Origin of the sequence: Paenibacillus terreus (assembly GCF_042138595.1) — a bacterium.
Lineage (GTDB): Bacteria > Bacillota > Bacilli > Paenibacillales > Paenibacillaceae > Paenibacillus > Paenibacillus terreus.
The window spans coordinates 100,123-117,202 of sequence record NZ_JBHIRX010000005.1; the positions used below are offsets into that span (position 1 = coordinate 100,123).

Consider the following 17,080-nt stretch of genomic DNA (forward strand, 5'->3'; position numbering starts at 1 on the left):
TGAACGGGTTGTTGACCTAAGGCGCTACTTTTGCTCTTTAGAGGCGCTCCGAGAACGAAGCATTCCTACAATCGCTGTTGACCCTTCGGGCCAAAGGCGAACGCTTCGCTTTTCCGGAATTGCTTCGTCCTCTCCGCTGACTGCGTGCATATCCCCGCATGAGGGTCAAATGGCCATTTCATTTGCCATTTGGTTGGGGTAGTAAAAAAAGGTCGAGAACCGAAAAGCTCCGGTTCTCGACCTTTAGTTAATAAAATAACAAAATATAACAACTACTCCAGCACGATCTCCTGGGCGGAATTCACGTCAGACAGGCCGGCGAGCTCGATGAGCACTTGCTTAGGGACGGCTTTGTCCACGGTCAGTATCATGATGGCTTCGCCGCCGATCACCTTCCGGCCGACCTGCATGGATGCGATGTTGACATCGTTTTGTCCGAGCAGGGTTCCGACGCGGCCGATGATGCCTGGCTTGTCATTGTGGGAAATCAGCACCTGATGAGCTTCCGGCGCAACGTCGACCGGGAACTGGTCCAGTCTGACGATACGCTCGCCATAACCGGCAAGCAGGGTGCCAGCCACACGGCGTTCTTCACCGGACTGGGTTTTCAGAGTGACGCTGATCAGGTTCGTAAAGCCTTTGGTAGCGAGAGCCTTGGTCACGACAAAGCCGACATCACGCGATTTGGCAAGATGCATCGAGTTGACGATATTTACATCGCTGCCAAGGTGGCGGCGCAGCACACCCTTGAGGATATAACGTGTCAACGGCTGGGTGTCGTCCTCGGACAGGTCGCCGGCATACTCGATATGAATTTCGCGCACAGCCTGCGTGGTGATCTGGGCGGCAAAGCTGCCGAGCTTCTCACCGAGACTGAAATAAGGCTGCAGCTTGTTCATCACGCTAGGTGCGACAGGCGGCATGTTGACCGCATTTTTAAACGGCTCGTCGCGCAGGATATGAAGAACCTGTTCGGACACGTCAATAGCCACATTTTCCTGTGCTTCCACCGTTGATGCGCCAAGGTGCGGAGTCACGATGATGTTCGGATGATTCAGGAATGGATGATCCTGAGCAGGCGGCTCGGATTCGAATACGTCGAATGCCGCACCGGCGACGATACCTTCATTGATGGCCTCCACAAGCGCGAATTCATCGATTACACCACCGCGCGCGCAGTTGATCACCCGCATTCCTTTTTTCATGACCTCGAACTGCGGTCTGGAGATCATATGGCGTGTCTCCGGTGTCAAAGGCGTGTGAACGGTGATGAAGTCGGCATTACGGACGATATCATCAACACTCGCCAGCTTGACTCCTTGCTTTTCGGCACGCTCTTCAGTCAGGAAAGGATCGTAGCCCAGAATGTTCATCCCGAACGCTTTGGCGCGCTTGGCCACTTCGCTGCCGATCCGGCCCATGCCCAGAACACCCAGCGTCTTGTTGCGCAGCTCGACCCCGAGGAAGGATTTGCGGTCCCAGGTGCCGCCGATCGTCTTGGCGTAGGCCTGCGGAATATGGCGGGCCAGTGCCATCATCATGGCAAAGGTATGCTCGCACGTCGTAATGGTGTTGCCGTCCGGCGCGTTGATGACGATAATGCCGCGCTGTGTGGCGGCTTCCAGGTCAATGTTGTCGACCCCAACGCCGGCTCTGCCGATTACTTTAAGCCTGGTACCTGCGGCCATGATCCGTTCGGTAACCTTCGTCTGGCTGCGGACAAGCAGCGCGTCGTACTCCCCGATGATGGCTGCAAGCTCATCTTCGGTCAAGCCCGTGTTTTTGTCCACTGTCACATCATTTGCGTCCACCAACTGTTGAATCCCCATGTCGCTGATCGGATCCGATACTAGCACTTTGTACATTTTGCGTTTCCTCCTCAAAAGATAATTGCTGTGAGATACATTGGCGCATTACAGTACCAAAGGATTAAAGGGCGGTTACCCTGCCGACAGCGCTGAGATACGGCGCGGGGGTGCCAAGGCATTAAAAAAACTCCCAACCCGCATACTATATCCATAGTAAGGGACGAGAGTTATCGTGGTACCACCCTAATTCGCAGCCGTTTCGCAACGGACAGCCTTAACGGTCTGAATGACCAGAAGGATAACGGCCTTCCGCCGACTGCGCCTACTATTCTCAGCAAAAACCGAAAATTTCGGGGCAATAACTCAGGAGCGCTAAAGGGATGCCGCCTGCCGCCGGTTTGCACCAATCCACCGGCTCTCTGAAAGAACCTGCAGCGCCTTCTCTCCGTCAATGTCTATGCTCACAAATAAATTTTTTCATAATGTATCATGGCTTACATGAGCATGTCAATAGGCAAAAAGACTTGCCGTCGGAGGGCTCTGAAGTGCATGTCGGCACGGCAGATCAGGTATAGCGATGCCTTGAATAATGATGGGAAATTGGCTATGATGCTAAATGAATAAATAGCAGAGGACCGAGAAGGAAATAATGAAAAAACTAAACCTGAAGAACATCAAGCTGAAGCTCAGAAAAGCGGAAACGCAGGAGCTTAATGACCGTCTGCTGTTGTTCAATCTTTATCTCACCCAATTGCTGACCCTTGTGATCGGAGCGGTGTGGATCTTTTTACAGGGACGCAGCGTTCCAGCTGTGCTGGCTTTACCTCAAAGCATGGGCTTTCTATGGTGGGGCCTGGGCCTTGCCGCCCTGATGCTGCTGGTTGATTTGCTGATTTCGTCTGTGATGCCGGAAGACGCCATGGACGATGGGGGAATTAACCGCATGTTGTTCCGCAACCGGCCGGTATGGCATATCGTATGTATTGCAGCTGTTGTTGCCGTTTGTGAGGAGCTTCTCTTCAGGGGGGCGATCCAATACGCATTCGGTCCTTACTGGACGAGCATCATATTTGCCCTGATTCATATCCGCTACCTTAAGCATTGGATTCCGACCGGGTGGGTGTTTTTAAGCAGCTATGGCTTGGGTTACATCTATCTGCAGACCGGAAGCCTGTGGGCGCCGATCCTGTGCCATTTTGTCATAGACCTTATATCCGGCCTGGCGCTGCGTTTTCGGAGGGAGTCATGAACAAGGAACTAAGCAGAGTAGAAAAATACGGGAAACGCCGCAACAGAAAGCCGAAAAAAGCTCAAAAGGAAACGAAGCAGCAGCCTGCCAAGGCGGAAGCTTACACAGCCGCTTATACGGACACGGTGCCACTTACGGAAGAGGAAGCGGCCGGGGGGGAAGTCCACGTGTCCCGAACGGAGCTGTTTCCGTCACGGCGCATTCGTGTAAGCAAGTGGTTTATGAACTTTTTGAGCACTTTATTTATTCTTATTACAGCGGCGTTACTTTGGTGGGGCATCGAGGGCGCGCCCCCATTGCGGGTCATTATGTCCTCCTTGTCGAGCAAGCCCTGATGCCTGAATACATTACAGAAGAACCCCGTCTCGACAGAGCGGGGTTCTTCTGTTTGAAGATGTTGGTAAAAGCTGGCTGGTACCTTGTTGGGGGATGAACGCTTTTCCAGCCATTTGCGGATAAGCTCTATTCAATCACCCCCGTGTCAATGCTGTGAGGGTCCACGAAGGAATATCCTTTCTGTTCGAGCTTGGTCAGCAGCTCGTCCAGCGTTTCCACGGTCCAGGGCAGCTCGTGCATCAGAATGTTGCTTCCGGGATGAAGCTGATCCATCACATTTTTGATAATGGCCTGTTTTTTGTTCGGGTCGCTTTTTTTCATGGTCCAATCCAGGGAGCCGTTGGACCAGGTCATATAGAGGAGGTCCTCCTCCTTGGCTACCTGATGTCCCACATCTCCGCCGGCTCCGTTCGGAGGACGGAAAAAGACCGGTGCAGTCCCGATGGTATCCTTTACCAGCTCCTGAACATCTTTAACCTGTTTCCGTACCTTGGCTATGGGTTCATTTTTCAGGATAATGTGGTCATAGCTGTGATTTCCGATCATATGGCCCCGTTCAAAAATTTGCTTCAGCAGCTCGGGGTGCTCCTTAACCCTGTATCCGTTCACGAAAAATATGGCCTTTGCCTTGTGCTTATCCAGGGTATCCAGCAGGGAATCAACCATGGCCTGGTCTTTCGGTCCGTCATCGAAGGTCAGAAGCACGACTTTTTTCTCCGTACCGTCTTCCTTGATGGGAACGATGTTATAGGCGCTGTCCATCCGGTACAGCTTTGGGGGCTGTTCATCGCCGCCGCTTCCTGTTTCTGCCGGCTTATCCTTCCCCTCGGCGGGTGCTTCGCTGCCGGCAGCTGCATCCGTTCCGGATGAGGGGGATGTCGGCTCTGTCGCACCGGATTTGCCCGCTTCATTCCCGGCGGATGGGGGATCGGCCGGGGCGGGTGATTCCGTGACGGAAGCGCAAGCCCCGAGCAAAAGACTGGAGGCCAGCAGTACCGCTGCCGCTTTCTTGCTCATGTACACATCACTCTTTCCTGTATTTATACCGCATGAGTTCCCTGGCTCCAGAGAACACTATGGACGATCTTATCACAAAAGGAGGTCCATATTGTGAAAACTTCTTCATTTTTTCTGGGTGTGCTTCTTGGAGCTGCTGCTACCTCGCTGATATCCAGAAACGGCGGATCCGCTATGCTGGGCATGAACCGCAATGGCGGCAATGCCGGCAGGATGATGGAAAAGGCAAGAAACAGACTGATGGATGCGGCTTTTCCAGGTATGGGTGGATCGGATCTGGGCGCTTCGTTGACCAAGCCAGAAAAGCAGGATGGGGACAAGGCCAAGAAAACAACCTTCTCGAGCAGCGAAAAAGCGGAAAACATTAAAATGCTGAAGGAATTTATCCGGAACAGTCCCGATGTCAAGCGCGAGGTTGAACAGATCCTTAAAGAAACTCATACAGCGGTACCGGGAATATAAACCGCATGCCTGTTAAAGAATCATTTTCGCGGCTTTTTTTCCGGCTGTGCAAATGATTCTTTTTTTGTCGTTTTTATTGCGTGCATTTGAGGGTATAAAATGATAACATATCTACATAGAACCATTTTCATCACAGCTGACTTTGTTGCATCATATTCTGTTTATAATACTCGGTTGCAGAGGAGGATCCAGTATGAAAATAGAAAGATTAAGCCAGGACAAGATACGGATTTTCCTAACATTTGACGATCTGAGCGAGCGTGGCATACAAAGGGAGGACATGTGGCAGGAGATTCCGAAGGTGCATGAGCTGTTCACTGAAATGATGGATCAGGCATACAGTGAGCTCGGCTTTGACGCCACCGGCCCGTTAGCCGTTGAAGTATTCGCGCTTCCCGCTCAAGGAATGGTCGTTATCGTAACCCGGGGGAAATACGATCACCAGCAATACGTTTCGGGATCTGATGATGAGCTGCCTGAAGAAGTGTATGAGATGGAGGTCACCCTTGAACAAAGTGATTCCATCATCTACGCCTTCAGCGATTTCGAGGTGCTAATTGAAGCGGCTCACATGCTCCGCAGCAGTATTACGGAGGCAGGTAAGCTGTATCACTATAGAGGAAAATGGGTTCTATATCTGGAGCCGGAGGAAGTGGATGAAGACCGGCATGCTGCGCTCATCGCGGTGCTGGCAGAATTCGGGGAAGCCTCTTCCCTTACTCCGGCGGTGCTTGAAGAGTATGGCAAGCTGGTCATGGCCGAGAATGCGGTGGCAACCATCTGCACGCATTTTGACAGCCGCGGCTAATCCGGTGCTCAGGTAAACCGCAGCAGAAGACCTTGACGGTCCCTTTGCTGCAGCATTTTTGAACGACAGCCGGCCCTGCAGAACAAACGGGCCGGCTGCAGTTTTTTTGGAGGGATGACGGTGCTCCTGTTTTCGGTACTTGCGGCAGCGATTGCGCCGGGTATCGCTCTACTGACGTATATTTATCTCAAAGACAAGTATGATTCCGAGCCGCTGCATATGGTAATCAAGGTGTTTTTGCTGGGCTTTCTCGTCGTGCTGCCGGTCATGATCTTTCAACGGGGACTTACGATCTGGCTCGGCGACCATACGCTGCTTGCCTCCTTTGGCATATCCGCCGGGGTCGAAGAGTTTCTGAAGTGGTTTGTTGTGTATCACATTATTTATAATCATACGGAATTTGATGAGCCTTATGACGGGATCGTATATGCTGCAGCCGTTTCGCTTGGATTTGCGACCGTAGAGAACCTGCTCTATGCGTGGGCTGGTTATTCGTCCATCGGCACGCTGATCATCCGTTCGCTGCTGCCGGTATCAGGGCACGCCATGTTCGGCATCATTATGGGTTATTATCTCGGCCGGGCCAAGTTCTCGGAAGGCCGAAGCAGCAAGCTTTTTCTTGCGCTCTCGCTGCTGTTCCCGTGGTTTTGGCACGGACTTTACGATATTATCCTGAATACGCTGACCCATGATTGGATCTGGTTCATTGTGCCGCTGATGCTGCTGCTCTGGTTTTTGGGCATGGGCAAACTCGCAAGAGCGAACAGCCGCTCCCCGTTCCGGTTGGTCAAACCGGAGGAAGAGGTTAATTTGTAACAAAATTGGACACACTTGTCTGACATACGGGCTCTGAGCCTGATGACGGAGGTGTGTTTTTTTATGCGTGTTAAAGTAAGAATTTACTGCAAGCGGTGTGGAGAAAAATTTGTGCTGCGCGGCCGCAGAGAAACGGATCGAATTGAAACCGGATTCAAGCGCTGTCTGTGCGATAATGTGGATGAATTCATCATCGAAGAAGAGGCGTTGTAGGCTGCCCAAAGCCCATGCATAAGAGTCCTGTCATCTTGTCACACTATGGTTAGTGTACCTGATGAAAGGAGACTCTCACGATGTATAAGCGAATAAGCGCTTTTTTGTTCCCTGTTACAGCAGTTTTGCTGGTCGGAGCATTAGTATGGGGATATCAGGAGAATCAGGAGAAGAATTCGCTGCTGATCAAAGCGGAGAACCAATATCAGCGGGCTTTTCATGATTTGTCATACCATATGGACCAGCTTCATTCCCAGCTCGGCAATGCCATTGCGGTGAATTCAACCTCTAAAGGAATGCACCGTAAAAGCCTGGTCAACGTATGGAGGCTCACAAGCGAAGCGCAGAATGAGGTTAACCAGCTCCCGCTCTCGCTGGCCTCGTTCAATCATGCGGAGGACCTGCTTTCACGGATGTCCAATTTTGCTTATCAGACCTCTGTCCGGGATTTGAACAAGGAGCCGCTGAGCGAGAAGGAGCTGAAAAACCTCAAGGTGCTCTATGAAAATTCCAAGGACATTTCGAAGGATCTGCATGAAATGCAGAGCAAGGTACTGGCCCATAACCTGCGCTGGATGGATGTGGAGTCGGCCATCGCCACAGAGAAACAGCCTGCGGATAACACGATTATTGATGGCTTCAAGACAGTGGATAAAAAGGTGGAGCAGTATTCCGAGCTCGACTGGGGCCCATCCATTTCCAATATGTACGATAAGCGGTCCGTGAAAAAGCTGAATTTGCAGCCGACCACGCCGCAGGATATCCGGGCAAAAGCGGCCAGGTTTGCCGCCGCCAGGCCGGAAGAGGTAAAAGTCCTTGAAAACGGCAAGAATACAGAGTGGCCATCCTACACCGCTGTTATTCATGCCAAACAAGGCGGCGGGAAGAGCATGGATTTTACACACAACGGCGGTCTGCTCATTTCCTACAGTGATCAGCGGCCAGTAGGCAAAAAAGCAACGGATCGCAAGCAGGCGATTACCAAGGCGAATTCCTTCCTCAGCCAGAAAGGCTACAAAGGAATGAAGCCTGTTGCTTATGATGAATACGATAATATGGCCAACATCACTTTTGTGCCGACCGAAGGGGATACGCTCATTTACCCGGAAAAGGTTACGGTCCGTTCGGCTTTGGACAACGGAGAAGTCATCGGTCTGCAGGCAAGCGATTATATCTATGAACATCAAAATGCCCAGAAGCCGCAGAAAGCAAAGCTGAGCCTGGCTCAGGCCCGCAAATTCCTCAATCCCGGGTTCAAGGAGATGTATCACCGGAAAGCCGTCATTGAAAATGAGCTGTCCAAGCACGTTCTCTGTTATGAATTCGGCGGACGGATCAACGGCTCGGTGTACCGGATATACATTAATGCAAATACGGGAGAAGAAGAGAAGATCGAGGAAGTGAAGGATGCGGACGACAATTTTACAAAGGATCAGCATAATAAACAGCTTGTAAGCTAGGCTTTTCATTCATTTCCGACAGCCTCCTGATCGTTCAGGGGGCTGTTTATTTGCAAGCCGTCCTCATAGAGGTAGTTCAAAAAGTCATCTTTTGATCACGAAGGAAGTCAGGAAGTGGACTCGACATCGAATCTTGAATTCAGCCGGGCCTTCCGGTGCTCACGTACCCCAAGTACGCTCCGCTCCTCAGTCCCTAGCTTCATTCAACCTTCTCGGTGCTGAAAACCTGACTTTTTGAGCACTCACTTTTCGTAAAAAAATTTCATCTTCCTGTGAAAAAGTCGTGGTATAATGGCGGGGTTATATCAACGATGAAGATTACTGCAGGATGAGGATGGTGGCAGGGATGTTGCCCAAAATAACAGATATGCTGTTTTTTCAGTTGGCTACTTCAGACGACAACAAGGAGACATTTGACTATAGATCCAGAATTATGGATATGAAAGAAGGCAACTATCTGATCGAAGTACCGATCCATGTGGAAACGGGAAAAATGAAGATGCTGCATCTCGGTGACGAGTTGTCCGTCGTCTATGTAAATGAAAATGGGCTGAGGCATTATTTTAATTCCCATGTTACCGGCTTTGGAAAAGACAGGGTGCAGTTGATACATATTCGCAAGCCGCTGGAAGATGAAATTACAAAGGTTCAGCGGCGCAGCTATTTACGGGTTCCTGCATCACTGGAAATCGCCGTGCAGTCGACAGAGCAGGCCGTTCATTTTTTGGCACATACGATTGACGTGGGTGGGGGCGGCGTATCTTTTTACACCAAGCCCGAGATCGCAATGCAGGCAGGCTGGAACCTCAACTGCTGGCTGCTGGTGCCATACAGAAACGGAACAAGGGAGCACGTTAGCTTTGATGCGGAAATTGTAAGGGTTGTCGCGCAGGAGAACGGGACAAACCAGGTCATGGCTGCCTACAAAAAAATCCCGGACCATGAACGTCAGAAGGTCATCAGATACTGCTTTGAACAACAGCTGGAGCAGCGGCAGTAAGAAATGAGCGAGTGGAGAGAGTAATTTTTCCGGTATGGAGGAAAAATAAAAGCAAAAAACGGAAGGTGGCCCATTGAAAAAGAAAAATATGCGCCGGATTGTCCGGGATTTGCACCAGCTTTTGCCGCTGGGGGTGTTGAGCCTGCTGGCGCTGCTAACCGTTGTCATGGTGTGCGCTCAGCTGCTGCTTCACATCCCCGCTGCCGCGCGGCATATCTCGCCTATTTCCGAAATGGAAGGATGGCCGCTGGACGCAAACGGGCTGTAATCAAGCATTTTTTGTGGCTTTTGGCAGGTTTTTTCAAAAGGCCTGTTTTTGCATCATCGTGCTAGGTGTGGTATAATTTTCACGTCGCAGGCAATGCCTGCTTTTTTATTGAGGCTCAGGGTTGAGGAGGGTGCCCCGTTGGCAAGGCAGAGTACGGCATCGAACGGGAAAATCAACATCGCCATTGACGGGCCTGCCGGGGCAGGCAAAAGTACGGTTGCCCGCAGGGTGGCTGAAGCATTATCTTATGTCTATGTGGACACTGGCGCCATGTACCGGGCAGCGACTTGGTATTTGATGAAACATAAGATTTCTCCGGAAAATGTCCGGGAAGTGCTTCAACATGTACCAAAGATGGTGATTGAATTAAAACCGGATCCGTCCGGGCAGAAGGTGATCTGCAACGGAGTGGATGTCACCGTGGAAATTCGTTCGCTGGACGTCACCGGCAACGTATCCAGGTATGCCAGTATCGCTGGTCTGCGGGAGCATTTAACGTCAGGTCAGCGCCGGATGGCGGAACGCAAGGGTGTAGTCATGGACGGCCGTGATATCGGTACGACCGTGCTGCCAGACGCAGAGTTGAAAGTATTCATGACCGCCAGCGTCAAGGAACGTGCTCTTCGCCGATTCAAAGAATTGCGGGAAGCGGCTGACATCACGCTGGAGCAGCTCGAACGCGATATTGCGGCTCGGGACAAATTGGACGAAGAAAGGGAAGTTTCCCCCCTTCGTCGCAGCGAAGATGCCATTATGCTGGATACGACGCAAATGGGAATCGACGAGGTTGTCGATACGATCGTATCCTACTGCAAAACGGCGATAGGATGGGGAGATTAAGCAATGATTTATCAATTGTGCAGGGGGATTCTGCGCATCCTGTATCGTTTCCTGTTCAGACTGGAGGCGATCGGCATGGAGAATGTGCCGGCCGAAGGCGGTGTGCTGCTTTGCTCCAATCATATCAGCAATCTGGATCCGCCCACTGTTGGTATCTTGCTCGACCGAAAGGTTCGCTTTATGGCCAAAGCAGAGCTTTTTGATGTTCCGGTCCTTGGACCGCTGATCAATAAGCTTGGAGCTTTTCCGGTGAAGCGCGGCGGAGTGAGCAAGGAATCGATCAAGCTGGCACTCACGATTTTGCGTGATGGAGAGGTTATGGGCATATTCCCGGAAGGGTCGCGGAACGCCCAGGGAATGGGCAAGAAAGGGGCTGCAAGCTTTGCGCTTCGCAGCGGTGCCGCCGCCGTGCCTGTAGCGATCGTGGGCGAATACAAGCTGTTCCGGAAGACAAAGGTCATTTACGGGAAGCCGGTTGACCTGGAGCAGTACAAGACGGCAGTGGAAGGCGACCCTTTGGAGCTGGCAACCGAAGGCATTATGTCCAGAATCCGCACGATGAAAGAGACCGGCCAGCCGACACAGAGCTGAGCTTGACAATCTGGGCATGCATGAATGTTTTGAACTCTGCTACACGCAGGTTTGAATAAAGGTGTTTTTGAATTGAGGAGGGTATTGACATGTCGGAAGAAACAAGAAACCAAGAAGCTGCTGAAGCGGCAACTCAAGACGAGCTGGACCAAATGGTATCACTCAAAAAAGGGGATACCGTCAAGGGGACAATCGTGAAGCTGGAAGATAACCAAGCGGTAGTAAGCATTGGATATAAATACGATGGTGTAATTCCAGTTCGCGAGCTGTCTTCCGGTGAAGAGGAACCACAGGTCGGACAAGAAATCGAAGCCAAGGTTGTAAGCATCAACGACAACAAAGAGCAGCTGATTTTGTCCAAGCGCGCTATTGACAGCGAGAATGCATGGGAGAAGCTGCAGCAGCATTTCGATAACCAGGATGTATTCGAGGTTACCGTAACCGATGTTGTAAAAGGCGGCGTTGTAGCAGACGTAGGTGTGCGCGGATTCATTCCAGCTTCCATGGTGGAGCGTCATTTTGTCGAAGATTTCAGCGATTACAAAGGGCGTACATTGCGCGTTAAGGTGAAAGAGCTGGACCGTGAGAACAACAAGGTCATTCTTTCCCAGAAAGACGTGCTGGAAGCTGAATACGAAGCGAGCAAGCAAAAAGTGATGTCCGAGCTGCAGGAAGGCCAGGAGATTGTTGGTACAGTTCAGCGCCTGACCCAGTTTGGAGCCTTTGTTGATGTTGGCGGCGTAGACGGACTGGTTCACGTTTCCGAAATTGCCTGGACTCATGTTGACAAGCCTTCCGACGTCGTATCCGAAGGACAACAGGTTAAGGTCAAAGTACTCAAGGTTGATCCTGAAAAAGGAAAAATCAGCCTGAGCATGAAAGCCGCTCAACCAGGTCCGTGGGAAACCGCTGCAGGACAATTCAACAACGGTGACATTGTGACAGGCGTAGTAAGACGTCTCGTTAACTTCGGCGCCTTCGTTGAAATCGCTCCTGGCGTAGAAGGACTGGTTCACATTTCCCAAATCTCGCACAAGCATATCGGAACTCCTCAGGAAGTGCTTGAAGAGGGACAAGAAGTGAAAGTGAAGATTCTGGAAATGAATCCGGCGGAAAAGCGTGTCAGCCTGAGCATCAAGGAAACGGAAGAAGCGCCGGCACCGGCACCTAGAGCTGAAAGATCTGAAAGATCGCGTGACCGCGCTCCTAGAGAGCAGCTCAACAACCCGAATGTGTCCTTGAACAATGAAGGCATGAGCGTTACTCTTGGAGAGCGCTTTGGCGACAAGCTGAGCAAGTTCAAGTGATTGGGCAAGCAGCAATATAACGCATGAACATACACCATCGGCGGACCCAGAGGGTTCGCCGATTGTTGTTGCAAACATCATTTTTTTGCTATGATTAGATAGCGAAAAATGGACAGGAGGAATGGCAATATGGCAAGACCCGTCGTGGCGATTGTAGGTCGTCCGAATGTCGGGAAGTCAACGATATTCAACCGGATCATCGGTGATCGTTTGGCCATTGTGGAGGACAAGCCCGGAATTACCCGTGACCGGATTTACGGTGTGGCAGAATGGAACGGCAAGCCTTTCAGCATCATCGATACCGGCGGCATCGAGATTGACGGAGAGGATGTCATTCTGAAATCCATCCGTATGCAGGCCGAACTGGCAATTGAAGAAGCCGATGTCATCGTATTTATGTGTGATGCCAAAACCGGAGTCACACAGGCGGACGAAGAGGTCGCACAAATTTTGTACCGTTCCGGCAAACCGGTCGTTGTCGCTGTGAACAAGGTTGACAATATTGAACGCAGCGATCTGATTTATGAATTTTACGCTTTTGGCTTCGGTGATCCGATCGGTGTTTCCGGCAGCCATGGAACCGGCATTGGCGACCTGCTGGATGCCATAACAGACAGCCTCCCCGAGCTTGCGGATGACGAGTACGACGAGGACGTGATTCGTGTGGCTTTGATCGGGCGTCCTAATGTCGGCAAGTCTTCGCTTGTCAACGCGATCCTGGGGGAAGAGCGGGTCATCGTCAGCGACGTTGCGGGTACGACACGAGACGCGATTGATACGCCGTTTGAACGGGATGGGCAGCGTTATGTGCTGATCGACACGGCGGGTATGCGCAAGCGCGGCAAGGTGTATGAAACGACCGAGAAATACAGTGTCATGCGTGCGATGCGCGCCATTGAGCGCGCTGATGTCGTATTGGTCGTGATCAACGGCGAAGAAGGCATTATCGAGCAGGATAAGCATATTGCCGGTTATGCTTATGAAGCGGGCAAGGCTTCCTTGTTCGTTGTCAACAAATGGGATGTCGTAGAGAAGGATGACAAGACGATGCGGCAGTTCGAAACGAAAATCCGTGATCATTTTCTCTTTATGACCTATGCCCCCGTAGTATTCCTTTCAGCCAAAACGAAACAGCGCCTGCACAAGCTGCTTCCCGTCGTTCAGCATGTATCGCAGCAGCATGCGATGAGAGTGCAGACACATCTGCTGAATGACGTTGTGTCCGATGCAGTAGCCATCAATCCTCCGCCTACGGATAAAGGACGCAGACTGCGCATTAATTATGCGACACAGGTGGCGGTGAAACCTCCGACGATGGTGGTGTTTGTCAATGATCCGGAGTTGATGCACTTCTCCTATGAGAGATATCTGGAGAATAAAATTCGTGCCGCTTTCAGTTTTGAAGGAACACCGATTCGCATATTTACCCGGCACAAGTCTGATGAAGGTTAGGGGAGAGCAGTTTGATTTTACAGATTGCAGCCGTAGTGCTCAGCTATCTTTTGGGCTCGGTCAGCTTTAGTGTTTTGATCGGACGTTTTATGAAGGGTGTAGATGTAAGGCAGCACGGAAGCGGTAATGCGGGGGCGACCAATACGCTGCGCGTTTTGGGCAAAGGTCCGGCCATTATGGTGCTGCTGCTTGATGTGTGCAAGGGCATTGCCGCAGTATGGCTTGGCTACTGGCTGGGAGGCGGTTCGCAATGGACTGCCGCCCTGGCCGGCATTGCCGCCATCGCGGGTCATAACTGGCCGCTCTATTTTCATTTCCGCGGTGGAAAGGGCATCGCCACAGCTATCGGTGTGCTTGCGACACTCTGCTTTTTCCCGGCGCTGATCGCCGGAATCATCGCTATTTTATCTATTGTAATTACCCGATATGTATCGCTTGGCTCATTAATTTTCGTTATTCTGACGCCATGGATGATTCTTGTCCTGGGTTATTCGTGGCCGCTGTTCTGGAGCAGCCTGATCATCTGTGTTTTCGCCGTATGGAGACACAGATCGAATATCCGCAAGCTGATTCAAGGTAAAGAGAACAGACTGGGCTCCAAGGGAGGAGATCGACTTGGCTGAGAAGGTTGCTGTACTGGTCGCCGGCAGCTGGGGAACGGCCCTTGCTTCGGTGCTGGCAAACAACGGGCATGAGGTAACGATCTGGACCCGCAATGCCGGGCAGGCCGAAGAGATCAATACACTGCATACGAACAGCCGGTATTTGCCTGGCGCCGAGCTGTCTTCCCGCATTTCAGCGGCTACGGAAATGAGCAAGGCGGCCGAGAATGCGAATGCCGTCGTTATTGTTGCTCCTTCTGCGGCCATGCGGCAGGTATGCGCGGATTTCAAGCCCTTTTACCGGGACGGTATGCTCGTTGTGCATGCGACCAAAGGGTTTGAGACCGAGAGTCTGAAGCGGATGTCGACCGTAATCGCGGAGGAGCTTGGCTGCCCGGAAGGTCAAGTTGTAGTGCTGTCCGGGCCCAGCCATGCAGAGGAGGTTGTCCGCCAATGCCCGACGACCGTTGTTGTTGCGTCTCAAGATGATCATGGCGCGGAGGCTGCCCAGGATCTGTTTATGAATTCCTACTTCAGAGTTTATACGAACCGTGACCAGATCGGTGTGGAGCTGGCGGGGGCGCTCAAGAACATCATTGCCCTCGGAGCAGGCATGTCGGACGGTCTTGGTTTTGGCGATAACGCCAAAGCGGCCCTGCTGACACGCGGCCTGGCCGAGATTACCAGAGCTGGCGTGGACATGGGGGCCAACCCGCTGACGTTTGCAGGGCTTGCGGGCATCGGAGACCTGGTCGTAACGGCGACAAGCAAGCACAGCAGAAATTGGCGCGCAGGCTCGCTGCTCGGCCAGGGCCAGCCATTGGATCAGGTGCTGGACACGATGGGCATGGTGGTAGAAGGAATTCGGACAACTAAAGCCGCTTATGCCATGTCCCGCAAGCTGAATGTGCAAATGCCCATTGCGGAGCAGCTGTACAAGGTATTGTTTGAACAGAAGGATGTACGAAGCGCGGTGGAAGCGCTCATGGGGCGTGATCCGAAGACAGAGATGGAAGTCATGCCTTTAAAAACATGGGAGCAATGGCACTCCTAGAATACTCACCTTTTACTTCCGGCATTCATACACTGAATGGAGCATTGCCGGAGGAGGGGAGACAGTGAGCAAGAATTTTCCTAAGGAAGCACTGAACGCGATCAACAAAAAAAGTGGTAAGTCGATATCCGAAAATGCCGTCAAAAAACTGGCCAGTACCGTGAAACCGGAGACATTGCAAAGTGAAGCCAAGCTTCGCCAGTTGATCAAACAAGTGTCAGCCATGGCCAATATCCCTGTGTCGGAAGATACAATCAAGGATATTGTGTCTGCGGTCAAGAAAAGCGGCATGAATCCTTCCAGTCTGGAAGGGTTGATGAAGATGATGATTAAGAAATAAACGGCTGTTTTGTCTTTTCGCTCAGCCCGCAAACCGGACAGGTTTGTGGGCTTTTTTCCCAATGCGATCGGCAAAGCGGAGAAAGGAGCAACGGCTTTGAATATCTTAAAGGGGTCGGAACTGCTCCGCAATATACCGGCGCTTGCTGCAGCGCTGCATGATGTATCCACGGCCTGGACAGGGCTTGGGCTGGTATGGCTGCTGGGAGGAAGCTGCTCACTGCTGCTGCAGCAGGTGAAATTGGAACGGCAGCCGAATGATATTGATGTATATGCCGACATCGCTGCTGCCAAACAGCTGCACATGGCTGCTCCAGGCGAGCCTGAGGACAGGCAGGAGATGAATCGCAGCGGCCCTTATACATCACTCCTCAGCCATTACCGGGTAGGCGGGCTGCGCCTTGAACTGGTCGGAGGCTTTGAAATCATGGCCGGGGGCTCGATGTACAGACTGGAGGTTGAGCATGTTCTGCAGAAGCGTGCCCCGCTGCTGGAGCTGGAGGACCACCAATTGCAGCTTACTCCGCTAAGCCATGAGTTCATGTTTAATCTGCTGCGGGACAGGCCAGACCGTTATGAAGCCATCGCACAGGTGATGAATGGTTGTCCTGACCTTCATGCCCCGCTGGTGAGAAGACTGCTGCAGACTAACGTCTGGTCAGACAGTCATTTAAGCCGGATGGCCGCTCTGCTGCCATGGGCTGCTGATATCGTTGCCGGGCAGCAAAAAGAGGACCGGGAGGGGGAAGATCGGTATGAATCATGAAGTTGTATTTCTTCCGGCCGGAAAGAAAACAGCTGTCCGTACCGGTACAACCGTGCTTGAAGCCGCTCGCAAAGCCGGTATTTACATACCCACCCGCTGTGCCGGCAAGGCGTCATGCCTGATGTGCAAAATTACGGTGAATCCCGCAGATGCCGGAATGACACTGCCGACGGCCGCGGAGGAACGCAAGCTCGGGCCTCTGCTGGAAAAGGGAATACGTTTGTCCTGCCAGGCCAGGGTCACAGGGAATATGAACGTCACTGTGCCTGAAGACCCGTTTAAAGCGGTTGTGCGGCGTCAATTGGAACGGCAGGCCGAGGACGATCTCTGGTAAACAACTGAAGTTATGAACCAATGCAAAACCGCCTTTGGCGGTTTTTTTGCTGTTCCGACTGGCATGGGCAGCGGGAAAACAGCATATACATCGTGGTAACGGCCCGGGAACTCATACAGGGATTCTTTCATTCCGATGCAATAGATATAGATGCAGTCATAATCACTAGGGCATATACATAATATGATACCAGTCCAAATTCATGTACGCGTGCAGACCGCTCACGCCGATTCGATCAGCACACGAACCGTGCCGGAATGCTCGGCGGCGGACGACTTCCGTGCTTGCTCTGCCGCAGCAGGGGATCAAATCTTCTGATTGAACACGAAGCGGATGCTCTTGCAGCATTGTTCCTTCG

Annotated in this window: 21 protein-coding genes; 19 read left to right on the top strand and 2 right to left on the bottom strand. The window is 51.9% G+C overall.

Annotated features, from left to right (window positions below):
• Positions 1-272: 272 nt before the first annotated feature.
• Entirely contained in the window at positions 273-1,865 is a 1,593-nt protein-coding gene (gene serA, locus ACE5KN_RS11590; protein ID WP_375523551.1) for a phosphoglycerate dehydrogenase, read from the bottom strand.
• 592 nt (positions 1,866-2,457) lie between these two features.
• Here serA and ACE5KN_RS11595 point away from each other — a divergent pair.
• Both ACE5KN_RS11595 and ACE5KN_RS11600 read left to right on the top strand, forming a co-directional pair.
• On the top strand, positions 2,458-3,057 hold the full coding sequence (locus ACE5KN_RS11595) for a CPBP family glutamic-type intramembrane protease (protein WP_375523552.1): 600 nt from the start codon (positions 2,458-2,460) through the stop codon (positions 3,055-3,057).
• Entirely contained in the window at positions 3,054-3,392 is a 339-nt protein-coding gene (locus tag ACE5KN_RS11600) for a hypothetical protein (RefSeq protein ID WP_375523553.1), read from the top strand. The genes ACE5KN_RS11595 and ACE5KN_RS11600 overlap by 4 nt, the downstream gene beginning before the upstream one ends.
• A gap of 127 nt (positions 3,393-3,519) precedes the next feature.
• On the opposite strand, the gene ACE5KN_RS11605 is transcribed toward ACE5KN_RS11600, so the two are convergent.
• Entirely contained in the window at positions 3,520-4,410 is an 891-nt protein-coding gene (locus ACE5KN_RS11605) for a polysaccharide deacetylase family protein (protein WP_375523554.1), read from the bottom strand.
• Between the two features lie 93 nt (positions 4,411-4,503).
• On the opposite strand from ACE5KN_RS11605, the gene ACE5KN_RS11610 reads away from it, so the two are divergent.
• The 17 genes from ACE5KN_RS11610 to ACE5KN_RS11690 all read left to right on the top strand — a co-directional run bounded on the left by ACE5KN_RS11610 (position 4,504) and on the right by ACE5KN_RS11690 (position 17,040).
• Complete coding sequence (locus tag ACE5KN_RS11610) at positions 4,504-4,872, top strand: hypothetical protein (RefSeq protein WP_375523555.1); 369 nt, start codon at positions 4,504-4,506, stop codon at positions 4,870-4,872.
• A 193-nt stretch (positions 4,873-5,065) separates the two neighbouring features.
• Positions 5,066-5,680 (top strand): genetic competence negative regulator, encoded by a 615-nt coding sequence (locus tag ACE5KN_RS11615; RefSeq protein WP_375523556.1) that lies wholly within the window; start codon positions 5,066-5,068, stop codon positions 5,678-5,680.
• 120 nt (positions 5,681-5,800) lie between these two features.
• Positions 5,801-6,496: a glutamic-type intramembrane protease PrsW gene (gene prsW / locus ACE5KN_RS11620; RefSeq protein ID WP_375523557.1), complete on the top strand. Its 696-nt coding sequence runs from the start codon at positions 5,801-5,803 to the stop codon at positions 6,494-6,496.
• Between the two features lie 63 nt (positions 6,497-6,559).
• On the top strand, positions 6,560-6,709 hold the full coding sequence (locus ACE5KN_RS11625) for a hypothetical protein (RefSeq protein ID WP_355320346.1): 150 nt from the start codon (positions 6,560-6,562) through the stop codon (positions 6,707-6,709).
• Positions 6,710-6,789: 80 nt separating this feature from the next.
• Positions 6,790-8,169 (top strand): germination protein YpeB, encoded by a 1,380-nt coding sequence (ypeB, locus tag ACE5KN_RS11630; RefSeq protein WP_375523558.1) that lies wholly within the window; start codon positions 6,790-6,792, stop codon positions 8,167-8,169.
• Between the two features lie 346 nt (positions 8,170-8,515).
• Positions 8,516-9,169, top strand: coding sequence for a flagellar brake protein (locus tag ACE5KN_RS11635; RefSeq protein ID WP_375523559.1), 654 nt, complete (start codon positions 8,516-8,518; stop codon positions 9,167-9,169).
• Positions 9,170-9,242: 73 nt separating this feature from the next.
• A complete protein-coding gene (locus ACE5KN_RS11640; protein ID WP_375523560.1) occupies positions 9,243-9,437 on the top strand; it encodes a hypothetical protein in 195 nt (64 codons plus the stop codon).
• Between the two features lie 138 nt (positions 9,438-9,575).
• Positions 9,576-10,277 (top strand): (d)CMP kinase, encoded by a 702-nt coding sequence (gene cmk, locus ACE5KN_RS11645; protein ID WP_375523561.1) that lies wholly within the window; start codon positions 9,576-9,578, stop codon positions 10,275-10,277.
• A gap of 3 nt (positions 10,278-10,280) precedes the next feature.
• Complete coding sequence (locus ACE5KN_RS11650) at positions 10,281-10,868, top strand: lysophospholipid acyltransferase family protein (protein WP_375523562.1); 588 nt, start codon at positions 10,281-10,283, stop codon at positions 10,866-10,868.
• Positions 10,869-10,957: 89 nt separating this feature from the next.
• Positions 10,958-12,175 (top strand): 30S ribosomal protein S1, encoded by a 1,218-nt coding sequence (gene rpsA / locus ACE5KN_RS11655; protein ID WP_375523563.1) that lies wholly within the window; start codon positions 10,958-10,960, stop codon positions 12,173-12,175.
• Positions 12,176-12,304: 129 nt separating this feature from the next.
• Positions 12,305-13,627, top strand: a complete 1,323-nt coding sequence (der, locus tag ACE5KN_RS11660; protein WP_375523564.1) for a ribosome biogenesis GTPase Der — start codon at positions 12,305-12,307, stop codon at positions 13,625-13,627.
• Positions 13,628-13,638: 11 nt separating this feature from the next.
• Entirely contained in the window at positions 13,639-14,250 is a 612-nt protein-coding gene (gene plsY, locus ACE5KN_RS11665; RefSeq protein WP_355320338.1) for a glycerol-3-phosphate 1-O-acyltransferase PlsY, read from the top strand.
• Positions 14,243-15,283 (top strand): NAD(P)H-dependent glycerol-3-phosphate dehydrogenase, encoded by a 1,041-nt coding sequence (locus tag ACE5KN_RS11670; RefSeq protein WP_375523565.1) that lies wholly within the window; start codon positions 14,243-14,245, stop codon positions 15,281-15,283. The genes plsY and ACE5KN_RS11670 overlap by 8 nt, the downstream gene beginning before the upstream one ends.
• Positions 15,284-15,347: 64 nt before the next feature.
• Entirely contained in the window at positions 15,348-15,623 is a 276-nt protein-coding gene (locus ACE5KN_RS11675; RefSeq protein WP_375523566.1) for a stage VI sporulation protein F, read from the top strand.
• Positions 15,624-15,632: 9 nt separating this feature from the next.
• The gene (locus ACE5KN_RS11680) at positions 15,633-16,388 is read left to right on the top strand and encodes a hypothetical protein (protein ID WP_375523567.1); all 756 of its coding nucleotides are present in this window, start codon (positions 15,633-15,635) and stop codon (positions 16,386-16,388) included.
• Positions 16,378-16,722, top strand: coding sequence for a 2Fe-2S iron-sulfur cluster-binding protein (locus ACE5KN_RS11685; RefSeq protein ID WP_375523568.1), 345 nt, complete (start codon positions 16,378-16,380; stop codon positions 16,720-16,722). The genes ACE5KN_RS11680 and ACE5KN_RS11685 overlap by 11 nt, the downstream gene beginning before the upstream one ends.
• Before the next feature lie 183 nt (positions 16,723-16,905).
• Positions 16,906-17,040 (top strand): hypothetical protein, encoded by a 135-nt coding sequence (locus tag ACE5KN_RS11690; RefSeq protein ID WP_375523569.1) that lies wholly within the window; start codon positions 16,906-16,908, stop codon positions 17,038-17,040.
• Positions 17,041-17,080: the final 40 nt, after the last annotated feature.

What these genes read in the sequence shown, in the direction of transcription:
- serA (WP_375523551.1), bottom strand. Translation starts at nt 1,865, where the DNA reads ATGTACAAAGTGCTAGTATCGGATCCGATCAGCGACATGGGGATTCAA.
- ACE5KN_RS11595 (WP_375523552.1), top strand. Translation starts at nt 2,458, where the DNA reads ATGAAAAAACTAAACCTGAAGAACATCAAGCTGAAGCTCAGAAAAGCG.
- ACE5KN_RS11600 (WP_375523553.1), top strand. Translation starts at nt 3,054, where the DNA reads ATGAACAAGGAACTAAGCAGAGTAGAAAAATACGGGAAACGCCGCAAC.
- ACE5KN_RS11605 (WP_375523554.1), bottom strand. Translation starts at nt 4,410, where the DNA reads ATGAGCAAGAAAGCGGCAGCGGTACTGCTGGCCTCCAGTCTTTTGCTC.
- ACE5KN_RS11615 (WP_375523556.1), top strand. Translation starts at nt 5,066, where the DNA reads ATGAAAATAGAAAGATTAAGCCAGGACAAGATACGGATTTTCCTAACA.
- ACE5KN_RS11625 (WP_355320346.1), top strand. Translation starts at nt 6,560, where the DNA reads ATGCGTGTTAAAGTAAGAATTTACTGCAAGCGGTGTGGAGAAAAATTT.
- ypeB (WP_375523558.1), top strand. Translation starts at nt 6,790, where the DNA reads ATGTATAAGCGAATAAGCGCTTTTTTGTTCCCTGTTACAGCAGTTTTG.
- ACE5KN_RS11635 (WP_375523559.1), top strand. Translation starts at nt 8,516, where the DNA reads ATGTTGCCCAAAATAACAGATATGCTGTTTTTTCAGTTGGCTACTTCA.
- ACE5KN_RS11650 (WP_375523562.1), top strand. Translation starts at nt 10,281, where the DNA reads ATGATTTATCAATTGTGCAGGGGGATTCTGCGCATCCTGTATCGTTTC.
- rpsA (WP_375523563.1), top strand. Translation starts at nt 10,958, where the DNA reads ATGTCGGAAGAAACAAGAAACCAAGAAGCTGCTGAAGCGGCAACTCAA.
- der (WP_375523564.1), top strand. Translation starts at nt 12,305, where the DNA reads ATGGCAAGACCCGTCGTGGCGATTGTAGGTCGTCCGAATGTCGGGAAG.
- ACE5KN_RS11685 (WP_375523568.1), top strand. Translation starts at nt 16,378, where the DNA reads ATGAATCATGAAGTTGTATTTCTTCCGGCCGGAAAGAAAACAGCTGTC.
- ACE5KN_RS11690 (WP_375523569.1), top strand. Translation starts at nt 16,906, where the DNA reads ATGATACCAGTCCAAATTCATGTACGCGTGCAGACCGCTCACGCCGAT.